The organism is Streptomyces sp. JH14, assembly GCF_029428675.1.
Lineage (GTDB): Bacteria > Actinomycetota > Actinomycetes > Streptomycetales > Streptomycetaceae > Streptomyces.
Map to the genome: position 1 here is coordinate 6,446,581 of NZ_JAJNEL010000001.1, position 12,926 is coordinate 6,459,506.

The 12,926-nt window shown below is 70.9% G+C and carries 7 protein-coding genes; 2 read left to right on the top strand and 5 right to left on the bottom strand.

All coding sequences use genetic code 11. The features are described from left to right. Positions 1–74 precede the first annotated feature (74 nt). Both LRD69_RS29100 and LRD69_RS29105 read left to right on the top strand, forming a co-directional pair. Positions 75–1,844: a CocE/NonD family hydrolase gene (locus LRD69_RS29100; RefSeq protein ID WP_277329495.1), complete on the top strand. Its 1,770-nt coding sequence runs from the start codon at positions 75–77 to the stop codon at positions 1,842–1,844. Positions 1,845–1,987: 143 nt separating this feature from the next. Further along, on the top strand, positions 1,988–2,227 hold the full coding sequence (locus LRD69_RS29105) for a DUF1049 domain-containing protein (RefSeq protein WP_277329496.1): 240 nt from the start codon (positions 1,988–1,990) through the stop codon (positions 2,225–2,227). 142 nt (positions 2,228–2,369) lie between these two features. On the opposite strand, the gene LRD69_RS29110 is transcribed toward LRD69_RS29105, so the two are convergent. From LRD69_RS29110 to LRD69_RS29130, 5 genes are all read right to left on the bottom strand, one after another. Then, the gene (locus tag LRD69_RS29110) at positions 2,370–4,589 is read right to left on the bottom strand and encodes an NADP-dependent isocitrate dehydrogenase (RefSeq protein WP_277329497.1); all 2,220 of its coding nucleotides are present in this window, start codon (positions 4,587–4,589) and stop codon (positions 2,370–2,372) included. Positions 4,590–4,739: 150 nt separating this feature from the next. Next, positions 4,740–7,463 carry a SpoIIE family protein phosphatase/ATP-binding protein gene (locus LRD69_RS29115; protein WP_277329498.1) on the bottom strand — a complete coding sequence of 908 codons (2,724 nt, stop codon included), beginning with the start codon at positions 7,461–7,463 and terminating at the stop codon, positions 4,740–4,742. Between the two features lie 488 nt (positions 7,464–7,951). Then, positions 7,952–9,130, bottom strand: a complete 1,179-nt coding sequence (locus LRD69_RS29120; RefSeq protein WP_277329499.1) for a hypothetical protein — start codon at positions 9,128–9,130, stop codon at positions 7,952–7,954. Positions 9,131–9,263: 133 nt separating this feature from the next. Next, positions 9,264–10,736, bottom strand: a complete 1,473-nt coding sequence (locus LRD69_RS29125; protein ID WP_277329500.1) for a SulP family inorganic anion transporter — start codon at positions 10,734–10,736, stop codon at positions 9,264–9,266. A 1,474-nt stretch (positions 10,737–12,210) separates the two neighbouring features. Next, positions 12,211–12,882, bottom strand: a complete 672-nt coding sequence (locus tag LRD69_RS29130) for a hypothetical protein (protein ID WP_277329501.1) — start codon at positions 12,880–12,882, stop codon at positions 12,211–12,213. Between the last annotated feature and the right edge of the window lie 44 nt (positions 12,883–12,926).

A 12,926-nucleotide genomic window follows, 5' to 3' on the forward strand; every position in this document is an offset into this window, starting at 1 on the left:
TACTTACCGGTCGGTAAGATGCCCTCGGCGTGGAGGTCTTCGTGTCGCGTGCTGCTCGCAGGTCCCTGTCCCGCATGTCACTCGCCCACGTGGCCGGGGCGGCGCTCCTCGCCCCCCTGGCCCTCACCGGTACGGCACACGCCGCGACCGGACCGGCGGCCTCCGCATACACCGTCACCGCACTGAAGTTCACCGTCGGGGCGGGCAGCCACTCCTGCACCGTCGACGCCGACCTCTACCGCCCCGCCGGAGCCGACGCCCGGCACCCCGCCCCCGCGGTCCTCGCCACCAACGGTTTCGGCGGCAGCAAATCGGATGGCTCGACCGACGCCATCGGCAAGGCCTTCGCCGCCCGCGGCTATGTCGGACTCGTCTACTCCGGTCTCGGCTTCGGCAAGTCCGGCTGCCTGATCACGCTCGACGACCCGGCGGTCGACGGCAGGGCCGCCACCGGACTCATCGACTTCCTCGCCGGGACCCGCGCCGCCGACGACGGGACAAGGGCCGACTTCGTCACCAAGGACGGCAAGGGCGACCCGCGTGTCGGCATGATCGGTGGCTCGTACGGCGGCGCCATCCAGCTGGCCGCCGCCTCCGTCGACCGCCGCGTGGACGCCCTCGTCCCGCTGATCACCTGGAACGACCTGGCGTACGCACTCGCGCCCAACAACACGGCCACCGGCAAGGGCGTCTCCTCGGACACCCCGGGTGTTTTCAAGTGGCAGTGGACCAACGGCTTCTACCTGCTGGGGGAGGGGCAGACGATCACCGCTCCCGCCCTGGACCCGTCCCGGTTCGGCAGTCTCACCTGTCTGCACTTCGCCGCGCAGGCCTGCGACACGATCCGGCTGCTCAACTCCGGCCGCTACCCCGCGGACAGGGCGGCGGCGATGCTCGCGTACGCGCGCAGCGTCTCGCCCGTCTCCTACCTCGGCAAGGTCAAGGCACCCACCCTGCTGGTCCAGGGCCAGACGGACAGCCTGTTCAACCTGAACGAGGCGACCGCCACGTACCGGACGCTCACGTCGCAGGGCACCACGACCAAGATGATCTGGCAGTCCTGGGGACACAGCGGCGGCCAGGTGCCCGGTGAACTCGACCTGGGTGAAGGGAATCTGGAGACCAGCTACGTCGGACAGCGTGTCCTCGCCTGGTTCGACCGCTACCTCCGGCACCACAAGAAGACCGACACCGGGCCGGAGTTCGCCTACTACCGCGACTGGGCGAGTGGCTACGGCACCGCGGCCGCCGTGCCCGCGCTGTCGCAGAAGGTCTACCTCTCCGGTGACGGCAGACTCGTCGACAACCGCTCCAAGGTCGCCCGCGGCAGCCGTCAGTACACCAACGGGCTTGTTCCCACGAGCCATTCGGAGAGCTCGCTGGCCGGCCTCATCGGACTGCCCGACCCCGAACCGTACGACACCAAGGGCACCTACCTCGGCTGGACCAGCGCCCCGCTGACCTCCGCCGTCGATGTCGTCGGCGCGCCGAAGGCCACGCTGAGGGTCGTCTCGCCGAAGACGGAGCGGGTGCAGAACAGCGGTGACGCCGCCGACAAGCTGGTCCTGTTCGCCAAGGTGTACGACGTGGCACCGGACGGCTCCAGGACCCTGGTGAACCGCCTCGTGTCGCCGGTGCGGGTGCCGGACGTCACCCGGTCGTTCACCGTGCACCTGCCGGGCATCGTGCACCGGTACGCAGCGGGCCACCGGCTCGAGTTCGTGATCGCGGCCAGCGACAGCGCGTACGTGGGCAACCGCGGCATCAAGCCGGTCACGGTCGTCAGCGCCCCGGACGACACGGGCGTGCTGGAGCTGCCCGTGGTCGCCGGCCGGGTGAACTGACACCGGGCGGACCGGCAGAGGGCCGCCCGACGGCGGCCGGACCGTCACCCGTACGGCCGCGCACCACCGCCCCCGGGGCGCCTGAGGGAGACATCCTGGTGGCGGGGGCGGTGGAGCATCAGGACCAGGGAAGGGGCCGGCCAATGAGCCCGAAGGACGTGTCGAGCGGCGCCAAGGGCTCCACCGGGCCGTTCACGCCGTCCCGCATCGTCGTTCTCGTCCTCGCCATCCTGTCGATCGTCTTCATCGTCGAGAACACCGGCGAGGTCACCCTCCGTCTGCTGGTCCCCCTGGTGACGCTGCCGCTCTCGCTGGCGCTGCTGGCGATGTTCGTCGCCGGGATGGTGTGCGGCGGCTACCTCTTCCGCCGTCGCCCGAAATGAGCCCGCCCGAGCCGTCCGGTTGTCCGGGCAGGCTCATCCGCGGCGGGGTCCGTACCGCCGTGAACGGGAACCGCCCCGGCCGCACAGAAGTGCAGCCGGGGCGGTTCGGACGGCCCTGCCCGGGGGACAGGACGGCGCTGTTCTAGCCGAGGGACGCGATGGCCTCGTTGAACGTCGCCGACGGACGCATGGCGGCCGCGGCCTTGGCGGCGTCCGGGCGGTAGTAGCCGCCGAGGTCGACGGGCGAGCCCTGCACGGCGATGAGCTCGTCGACGATCGTCTGCTCCTGCTCGGTCAGCGTCTTGGCGAGACCGGCGAACGCCTCCGCGAGCTGCGCGTCGTCCGTCTGCTTCGCCAGCTCCTGGGCCCAGTACATCGCCAGGTAGAAGTGGCTGCCGCGGTTGTCGATACCACCCAGCTTGCGGCTCGGCGACTTGTCCTCGTTGAGGAAGGTGCCCGTGGCGCGGTCGAGGGTGTCGGCGAGGATCTGGGCACGCGCGTTGCCCGTGGTCGTCGCGAGGTGCTCGAAGCTGGCCGCGAGGGCGAAGAACTCGCCGAGGCTGTCCCAGCGCAGGTAGTTCTCCTTGACGAGCTGCTGGACGTGCTTCGGGGCGGAGCCGCCGGCACCCGTCTCGAAGAGACCGCCGCCCGCCATCAGCGGGACGACCGACAGCATCTTCGCGCTGGTGCCGAGCTCCAGGATCGGGAACAGGTCGGTCAGGTAGTCACGGAGCACATTGCCGGTGACGGAGATCGTGTCCTCGCCGCGGCGGATGCGCTCCAGGGAGAACGCCGTCGCCTTGACCGGCGACATGATCTCGATCTGCAGACCCTCGGTGTCGTGGTCGGCGAGGTACGTCCGGACCTTCTCGATGAGGGTGGCGTCGTGCGCACGGTCCTCGTCGAGCCAGAACACGGCCGGGGCGCCGGTCGCACGGGCGCGGGTGACGGCGAGCTTGACCCAGTCCTGGATCGGCAGGTCCTTGGCCTGGCAGGCGCGGAAGATGTCGCCCGGGCCGACCTGCTGCTCCAGTACGACGTTGCCCGCCTCGTCGACGAGGCGCACGGTGCCCGCGGCGGGGATCTCGAACGTCTTGTCGTGGCTGCCGTACTCCTCGGCCTTCTGCGCCATGAGGCCGACGTTCGAGACCGAGCCCATGGTGGACGGGTCGTAGGCGCCGTGCGCACGGCAGTCGTCGATGACGACCTGGTACACGCCGGAGTAGCTGCTGTCCGGGAGGACGGCGAGGGTGTCGGCCTCCTGGCCGTCCGGGCCCCACATGTGGCCGGAGGTGCGGATCATGGCCGGCATGGAGGCGTCGACGATGACGTCGCTCGGGACGTGCAGGTTGGTGATGCCCTTGTCGGAGTCGACCATGGCGAGGGCCGGGCCGTCGGCCAGCTCGGCGTCGAAGGACGCCTTGATCGCGGCACCGTCGGGCAGCGCGTCCAGACCCTTGAGGATGCCGGCGAGGCCGTCGTTCGGGGACAGACCGGCCGCGGCCAGCGTCTCGCCGTACGCGGCGAAGGTCTTCGGGAAGAAGGCGCGGACCACGTGGCCGAAGATGATCGGGTCGGAGACCTTCATCATCGTGGCCTTCAGGTGCACGGAGAACAGCACGCCCTCGGCCTTGGCCCGGGCGATCTGCGCGGTCAGGAACTCGCGCAGCGCGGCGGCGCGCATGACGGACGCGTCCACGACCTCGCCCGCGAGGACCGGTACGGACTCACGCAGGACGGACGTGGTGCCGTCCTCGCCCGCGAGCTCGATGCGCAAGGTGCCCGGCTCGGTGATCACGACGGTCTTCTCGGTGGAGCGGAAGTCGTTGACGCCCATGGTCGCGACGTTCGTCTTCGAGTCGGCCGTCCAGGCGCCCATGCGGTGCGGGTGCGTCTTGGCGTAGTTCTTGACCGAGGCGGGGGCGCGACGGTCGGAGTTGCCCTCGCGCAGGACCGGGTTGACCGCGCTGCCCTTGATCTTGTCGTAGCGCGCGCGGACGTCCTTGTCCTCGTCCGTCTGCGGGTCGTCCGGGTAGTCCGGCAGCGCGTAGCCCTGCTGCTGCAGCTCGGCGATGGCCGCCTTCAGCTGGGGGATCGACGCCGAGACGTTCGGCAGCTTGATGATGTTCGCGCCGGGCGTCTTGGCCAGGTCGCCGAGCTCGGCGAGTGCGTCGTCGATGCGCTGGTTCTCGTCGAGGCGCTCGGGGAAGGTGGCGATGATCCGGCCCGACAGGGAGATGTCGCGGTTCTCCACGGTGACCCCGGCCGTCGAGGCGTACGCCTCGATCACCGGCAGGAACGAATACGTGGCGAGGGCCGGGGCCTCGTCGGTGTGCGTGTAAATGATGGTCGAGTCAGTCACCGGGTGCTCCGCTCCACGTCTGCAACATTGCTTGACATCAAGATATCCCGTGACGGCCGCCCGTTCGACAGTGCCCTGCCCCGACCGGCGGTGGAATGCGCCGACGGCGGTCGTCGGGGCACAGGACCGGTGCCGGCGGGCCGGGTGCCGTCAGGACGACGAGGCCGCCGGCGCCGGGTCCGCGCCGTTCGTGCCCAGGGTGTGGGGAGGCAGCGCCTGCTGTGCCCAGATGACCTTGCCGTCAGGGGTGTACCGCGTGCCCCAGTGCTCGGCGATCCGGGAGACGAGGAACAGCCCGCGGCCACCCTCGTCCATCGTGGCCGCGTACCGAAGATGGGGTGAGGTGCTGCTGCCGTCGGACACCTCGCAGATCAGGGTGCGGTCACGCAGCAGCCGCACCCGGATCGGTGCCGAGGCGTGCCGGATGGCGTTGGTGATCAGTTCGCTGAGTACCAGTTCCGTGGTGAACGCCAGATCCGACAGGTCCCAGTCGTCGAGTTTCTCCGCGACGGCGGCGCGGAGCTCGCCCACGGCGGCCGGATCGAACGGAACGTCCCATTCGGCGATCTGGTCGGCGGCAAGCGCGCGGGTGCGGGCGATGAGCAGGGCGACGTCGTCCTTGGCCTGGGTGGGAAGGAGCGCGTCGAGCACGGCCCGGCAGTGTTCTTCGGGCGAACGACCGGGATGGGCCAGGGCCCGGCGGAGGAGCTCCATCCCCACGTCGATGTCCCGGGTGCGGTCCTCGATCAGCCCGTCGGTGTAGAGGACCAGCTGGGCGCCCACGGCCAGATCCAGTTCCGCGGTCTTGAACGGCATGCCGCCCAGGCCCAACGGCGGCCCGGCAGGGAGGTCGGGAAACTCCACGCTGCCGTCGGTGTGGACCAGCGCGGGCAGATGATGCCCGGCGCGGGCCATGGTGCAGTGCCGGGAGACGGGGTCGTAGATCGCGTACAGGCAGGTGGCGCCCACGACCCCCGCGTCGTCCGTGGCGCTGCCCTCCTCCTTGTCGATGCGGTCGACGAGGTCGTCGAGGTGGACGAGGATCTCGTCGGGCGGCAGATCGAGCGTGGAGAAGTTGTGCACCGCGGTGCGCAGCCGCCCCATGGTGGCGGCGGCGTGCAGCCCATGGCCGACCACGTCACCGACGACCAGCGCGACGCGACTGCCCGAGAGCGGGATCACGTCGAACCAGTCACCACTGACTCCGGACTGTGCGGGCAGATAGCGGTGGGCGACGTCCAGGGCGTTCTGCTCGGGAAAGGCGCGGGGCAGCAGGCTGCGCTGCAGCATCACGGCCAGGGCGTGTTCGCGGGTGTAGCGGCGCGCGTTGTCGATGCTGACGGCCGCACGGGCGACCAGCTCCTCGGCGAGTGACCGGTCGTCCTCGTCGAACACCTCGGACTCCCGCAGGCGCCAGAAATTGGCCAGGCCCAGAAGCACGCCCCGCGCCTGCAGCGGTGTGGTGAGCAAGGAGTGGATTCCGTACGCGACGACGGCGTCCGTCCGTTCCGGGTCCTGGGCGCGCCACTCGGGTGCGCAGGACAGGTCGGGCACCACCACCGACCGGCCGGTGGCGAATCCGCGTGCCTGAGGCGTGGAGGGCAGAAAGGAGATGTGCGCGCCGAGCGGGTAGAGGGGGTGGTCGTCGCGCACACCGCTGACGGCGGTGCGGCGCATCTCGTCGGCCGCACCGGTCGGCTCCTCGCCGTGCAGGACGGGCTCGGCGAGGTCCACCGTGACGAAGTCCGCGAACCGGGGGACGGCCGTCTCGGCCAGTTCCTCGCTCGTGCGCGTCACGTCCAGGGTGGTGCCGATGCTCCCCCCCGCGTCGTACAGCAGCCTGAGGCGCGCGTTCGCCGATTCCACCTTGCCCGACAGCGCGAGGAGCTGCGTGGAGTCGCGCATGGTCGCCACCGTTCCCAGGGCGACTCCGTCGTAGTCCGTGAGCTGCTGGTTCACCACCAGCATGTGCTCCCCCGCCGGGTAGACCTCGTCCGTGGCCACGCGGCCGGAGGTGAGCAGTTCCGCGGTGGCCGGGTCGAGGTTCTCCAGTTCTCCGACGGGTCGTCCCTGGGCGTCGGGCGGCAGATCGAGAAGCCGTTCGGCTTCGTCGTTCGCCAGCAGCAGCCGACCGTCGCTCCCGACGATGAGCACTCCTTCGCGCACGGAGTGCAGCACCGCGTCATGGTGTTCGTACATCCGGGTCATCTGGGCGGGATCGAGCCCGTGGGTCTGCCTGCGCAGCCGTCTGGCCACCAGCGCGGTCCCGCCCGTGGCCAGGGCGAGCGCGGCTCCTCCGCTGACAAGGATGACCGTCATCTGGCGGTTGAGCGCGTTGGCGACGCTCTCGATCTTCAGGCCGGCAGCCACCAGGCCCACGATCGAGTTGTCGGGTGCGTCGACGGGGACCACGGCCTGTACTTCACGGCCGAGAGGGCCCTGGACGCTCTCGACATGGACCTTGCCTTCCAGCGCGGGCTGGATGTTGCCGACGAATTTCTTGCCGATCAGACCCGGAATGGGGTGGGTGTAGCGAGTTCCGTGGGTGTCCATCACCACGATGAAGTCGACGCCTGCCAGCTTCCGCGCCTCCTCGGTCAGCGGTTGCAGCTCCTTGGAGGGATCGGGAGCTTCCAGTGCCTCCACAATCCCCGGGGAGTGTGCGAATGCCTCCGCCGCGGCCACTGAACGACGTTGCGCCTCCTCCTCGCTGTCGTGCAGCGACTGGAGGACCAGGGCCACAACCGCGCCCGCCACGAGCAGGACGATGACCACCGCCTGTAGCAGAAATACCTGCCCGGCCACGCTTCGCGGAAGCCTGCCGCGCGGTGACCGCACCGGTCCACTGCGGGACCGGTCGGAAGGGTCGACCATGGCGATATTTCTAACACTTTCTGGCTATCCATGCCGTTTTGCGTGATTCATCGCCCGATTGCCATCGACCGGCTCGGTACCGGCCCCGGCTCCGCACAGGGCAGGCTGGGAGGCACACTCCTTTATGGCGACGACGAGGTGTACCTCTGGCGTCTTTTTCCCATCGTGCGCCACAGCACAGGACCGCGCCCGTCGGGCCGGGAACCGCACGGTCCAGACCTGCTCGGGCGTGATTTCAGTGCGCCCGGACCGAGGCGGTGCCCTGGTCACTGACGATGTATGCGATCGACGCCCGTTGCGCGCTGTCGCAGCCGTCGGCTGTCGATGCGGTCGCATGGAACGGTCCGCGGTCCAGGACACCCGAGGCGATGCCGCTCGGCGCGCCGCCGGGGGAGACGTACACCGAACCGGGGCGTCGTCCCCCGCCCGGCCGAGCGGGGTTCCTCTCCCCCAGCGGGTGCGACCGCACCGGCGCCGGTCGAGCGCCGTCAGCCTCTGTGCGCGGTCACCGTCAGACGCCCGGTGCCGGTGAGCAGGTCGTCCAGCTGGAGCGAGTCGGCGGTCACGAGTCCCGCCGACACCCGCTGCTGCGGGAAGCGGGAGTGCAGCCACTGTCCGAGCCCGGACGCGTCGAGCGGCCCGGCGGGCACCTCCTCGTTCCGACCGCCCGAGACGCTCCATCGGGCCGGAGTGCCGAACACGGCCCGCTCCAGCCGCTCCAGCCACGTGACGAGAGCCCGCCGCCGACCCGCGTACGCGGTGGCGTGCACGGCCGGATCCAGCAAGGGACGTGCCCAGATGGCGAGCTCGGTCGCCGCGCCCTCGGCCCGGAGTTCGGGCGTGCGCCTGCGCGTGATGCTCAGCTGCGCACTGCCGTGCTCGATCCGCACGACCCGAATCCGGCTGCCCGAGCCCACCACTCCGGACCCGGCCCATATCCCGAGCCCGGTGAACGGCGATCCGTCCGGCACTCCTCCGGGACTCCAGACCCGCTCCAAAGCGGCGAGGGCCTCGGCGAGTTCGTGCACAGTGCCGACGGTTGACTCCTCCACGACCCGCGGATCGCGGAGCAGCACGGTGTCGTCCGCGAGCCGCTCGGCGGACGAGATCAGGGAGACCACCGAGGTGGGGTTCCCGAACCGGCGCAGCCGCGACTCCAGAGTGTCCAGACACAGCCGGATGCCGTCGGGCCGGCCGAGCAGCCCGCCGGCGAGCGGCCGCGCGAAGGGCGCTTCCGATCCGCCGCGCGCGGGGACAGGCCGGGGGAGCAGGGGTGACAACTGGGTGAGCCATGCGTCGAGCTCGGCGAAGTTCCGCACGGGCGCCGCCAGCCGGACACTGCCGCCCGGCTCGGCCTGCGCCCGCAGCAGCGGTGGGCCCGGCGGGCCCACGGGCACGGGCATGATCTCCACGCCCGGCGACGACAGCTCGAGGCCGTGCGTCGTGGAGACGTACAGTGCTGTCACCCCGGCACCACGGAACACGTCCGCGAGCCCGGCGGCATCGAGTCCGGAGTGCAGCTCCCTGCCGTAGGGCTGGTCGGGCCACTGCACATCCCCGATGACCCGGAAGCCGCCGTCACCGACGAGACACCTGCGCACCCACTCGATCCACGCATCAAGTGACTGCTCGCCGTCCCGCCAGACCAGCCCTCCGCCGCCGCCCATGACTGCCTCCCCGTATCGGATCCCGGCCACCCACCGATGGCAGGGGACAGGGTGTCCGCGGTCCGGCGGGTGGCGCAAGCGGTCCCCGGGGGAGAGAGCTGGTGCTGCATCGCGGTCGTCCGTCCCGCCGGCATCAGGCCGGCGAAGAGGCCCCGACGGCATGCCGGGCCCGGGTGTTGTGCTGCTCGGCCCAGGCGTGGAGTGTTGTCATGCAGGCGTGATCCAGGTGCCGAAGCCCGGCCAGATCCAGCTCGACGGTACGTTCCTTCGGGACATCCGCGAGGGTGTCCAGAATCCGGGGCAGCCGCAGGAAGGTGGCGTTGCCCTGGAGCCGGACCCGGATCGGGCCTGCCGCGGGGTCGATGCTGTCGATGTGCACGTGAGAGGTGGCCCAGGCCGTCTTGACGATCGCGAGCAGCAGCCCGATCAGCACACCCTCGAACATGTTGGTCAGCACGATCCCTCCGGCGGTGACGGCCAGCACGACGGCCTCACCGCGGTGCTCGCGCCAGAGCGGGCCCAGTTCGCTCACGGGCAGCAGCTTCCAGCCCGCGTACACGAGGATGCCCGCGAGTGAGGCGCTGGGGATGACGCCGAGTGTCGCGGGCAGGAGCGCGGCGAACAGCAGCAGCCATGCACCGTGCAGCACGCGGGATGCCTTGGTGCGTGCCCCTGCCTGGACGTTGGCCGCGCTGCGTACGATCACCGCGGTCATCGGGAGTGCCCCGAGCAGCCCGCAGACGGTGTTGCCGGCTCCCTGGGCCATGAGTTCCTTGTCGTAGTGGGTGCGGGGCCCGTCGTGCAGTCGGTCCACCGCTGCCGCGCTGAACAGGCTTTCGGCGGAGGCGATGAGGGTGAACGCCACGATCGTGCTGAGAACCCCGAACTCGGCCAGGCGACCGAAGGCGTCGGCCCCCGGCGGCTGGACCGAGTCGAGCAGACCCTGCACCTGGACCCGGGCGACCGGCAGGTCGAAGGCTGCTGCGGCGGCGGCCGCCATCGCCACCGCGGCGAGCGGCGCGGGGACGAGCTGTGCCTTGGCCGGCAGCCGTTTCCAGAGCATCACGACGGCGATGGTTCCTGCCCCGATGCCCACGGCGGTCACGGCTGTGGGAGAGCCGAGCGACCGGGCGGCCAGGCCGGGCAGCCCGGCGAGATTCGCCGCGCTCGTGCCGGGGGCCTTCGTGTCGGTCAGGGCGTAGAGCTGCCCGACGATCAGTACCAGCCCGATGCCCGCCAGCATGCCGTGGATGACGGCGGGCGAGATCGCGCGGAACCAGCGTCCCCACTTCAGGACACCCATGAGGAGTTGGAGCAGTCCGGCGGCGAGGACCAGTACGCCGAGGACGGGCAGTCCGAATTCCTTCACGGCGGTGTGGACGAGGACGGTCAGGCCGGCGGCCGGCCCGCTGACCTGGAGGCTGCTGCCGGGCAGCAGGCCGGTGAGGAGTCCGCCCACGATGCCGGTGAGCAGGCCGAGTTCGGCCGGGACGCCCGAGGCGACGGCGACGCCCACGCACAACGGCAGGGCGACGAGAAAGACGACGAGGGAAGCAGTCAGATCGGTACGCAGAGTGCGCTGGAGCGGAGTGCAGATGGCGGGCATGGCGTTCTTTCGTCGGAGGGGAAGGAACGTCGCGTTGTCGCGACCGGACGGTGCGGCGGGTGGCCGTCGTCCGGGCGGGTTCACAGGGGCCGGAAGCCGGTCTTCCGGGGCGGTCGGCCGGGACCTCGCCGGTGCTGACGGCGCTGTACCGGGCATGCAGGCACAGCCGCCCGGATGCCGGCGCCGGGCGACCCGCGGGGTGGCTGCGCCGGTCGTCGAGCCGGGCCGTCAGGTGCCGCCGGACGACGACGGTCCGGCCATCTCCCGGCGGCCGGGTCCGCCATGGTGCTTCGCCGGCTCGTGGATGCCGAAGAAACCCGATGTCCGGTGCGGCCACGCACGAGGGCGTCAGTGGAAAATGGCGGCGAGCCGACGCAGGGCGTCCGAGACGGGGCGCGCCGGCCGACGATGCTCTGCAACCCGAGGGCCGGTGAGCGCGTCCGGCACGGGAGGTTGCTCCTCTGCCACGGATCGGTCGGCCGAGGAGCACACGGCGCTCACGGGTGTGCGTGTCTGCGTGCGTCCGGAGCGAGTGGCTTCGGCCTGTACCAGTGCGCAGACAGCGGCATAGACGTCGATGGGCATGGCGGATCCCTTGCGGTGCTGGTCCGGAATGAACGGTGGCAGCGGACCGCCCGTTACCCGTCGGATCTCGGTGGGAGAGCCGGGCGGGCGAGGCAGTCGGGGTCCGTCAGCACCGCAGGACGCCGGCCCGTGACGGCCGTGCGTCAGAAACGACCGAGGAGCCGGCGCAGGCAGGGGCGTTTCCGTGCCCCGCCGGTGTGTCGCCCGACGGCGTGCCGACGATGGCCTTCGCCGGGTGTGCCGCCGCCGAGTGGGACCGCGGTGTGTAGGCCGCGGCAGCGCAACCGGACGCGGCGCCGCCGCCGGGGGACTCACCGCCTTCACCTGAGGTGACCCCGGCGCACGTCGCGGGACAGTTTTCGCCCACGCCGGATGAATGAGCCGTGGAAGCGGCGACGCCGCGGCGGCAGTCGTCTGCGTCGGATGCCGGCATGTGGATCGGGCCGGGTGTGAACATCGAGTGCACGAAGGCCAGCAGGACGATGAGCACCACGGCGCGCAGACCACCGCATGGCGCGGCGTGCGCTCTGCCGATGGTGTGCCTCATGTGGATCTCCATTGCTCCCAGCCAGCAAACCCCTGCGAGGCGGAGAACAGCACGCCGAAGGCCACCAATGGGAAGGACATTCGCCCGACCGGGCGAACGGGGTCACCCCTTCCTCGGTCCACACGCGCGGCATCGTCCACGCCGGCAACACCCTCGGTGGGGGTGAGGAAGGCGACGCCACCGCGATGGTCCGGTCCACGCCGGTCCTCGTCACCATCGCCGCATTCCGATGGCTACGCCCGCAGTGACGCCCAGCAGGCCGCCGCCGTTCGACGAGCCGTTGGCACCTGGGGGCCGGTGGCTTCCCTTCAGCAGGTCGCACGGCGCGCTTCGCCCGCTGCTTCACATGAGGCAGAGGTCCGGAAGCAGTGGGAGGTGGAGGTCGATGAGGCCATCACACTCGTCCGGCTTCTGCGGCGCTGTCGGCTTCGGTGGGAGAGGTGGCGGCGTCGTGGTGGGGGACGTGCTCGGGCCGGGTGCGGTGGTCTCGGGCGCGCCGGGCGCAGTCGTGCTGCCCGGGGCGGTGGTGCCTTCGGTGGGCTCGGCCCGGCCCCCGTCACCGGAGGCGGACGTGCTGCTGGTCCCGGGCGTGGGCTCGCCCTCGACGGGGGCCACCGATCCGGGGCCGGAGAACGTGCGTGTGTCGCTGTCGTCATGGGTGACGGCTGCGTCGTCACCGTCCTCGGCCGGGCTGCGCTCCGCCTCGTGACTGTGCCCCTTCTCGTCCTGGCCGGCGTCCGGGACGGAGCCCGATGAAGCGGTGGGCGGCACGGCGGTGGCAGTTCGGGGTGTGCCTCCGCCCGGCGTCAGGACGAGCGCGACGGCGACGGCGACGGCGGCGGCGGTCACCGCGATGGTGGCGGCGCGATGCCCCTTCCAGACGGGCTGGGCTCGGTCACCGACGGAGGCGCTCAGTTGGGTGGTGGTCTCTCGATATCTCTGATGCACCCATTGGAAGAGGAACACCGCCAGGGCGAGGGCCCCCAGGATTCCGGCCAGCGCAACACCTGACACAGCTGCTCCCAAGACACTGGATGGTGACCTGGGGTACATGATTG

Coding starts and splice junctions, on each gene's coding strand:
- LRD69_RS29105 (WP_277329496.1), top strand. CDS start 1,988: ATGAGCCCGAAGGACGTGTCGAGCGGCGCCAAGGGCTCCACCGGGCCG.
- LRD69_RS29125 (WP_277329500.1), bottom strand. CDS start 10,736: ATGCCCGCCATCTGCACTCCGCTCCAGCGCACTCTGCGTACCGATCTG.
- LRD69_RS29100 (WP_277329495.1), top strand. CDS start 75: ATGTCACTCGCCCACGTGGCCGGGGCGGCGCTCCTCGCCCCCCTGGCC.
- LRD69_RS29120 (WP_277329499.1), bottom strand. CDS start 9,130: ATGGGCGGCGGCGGAGGGCTGGTCTGGCGGGACGGCGAGCAGTCACTT.
- LRD69_RS29115 (WP_277329498.1), bottom strand. CDS start 7,463: ATGGTCGACCCTTCCGACCGGTCCCGCAGTGGACCGGTGCGGTCACCG.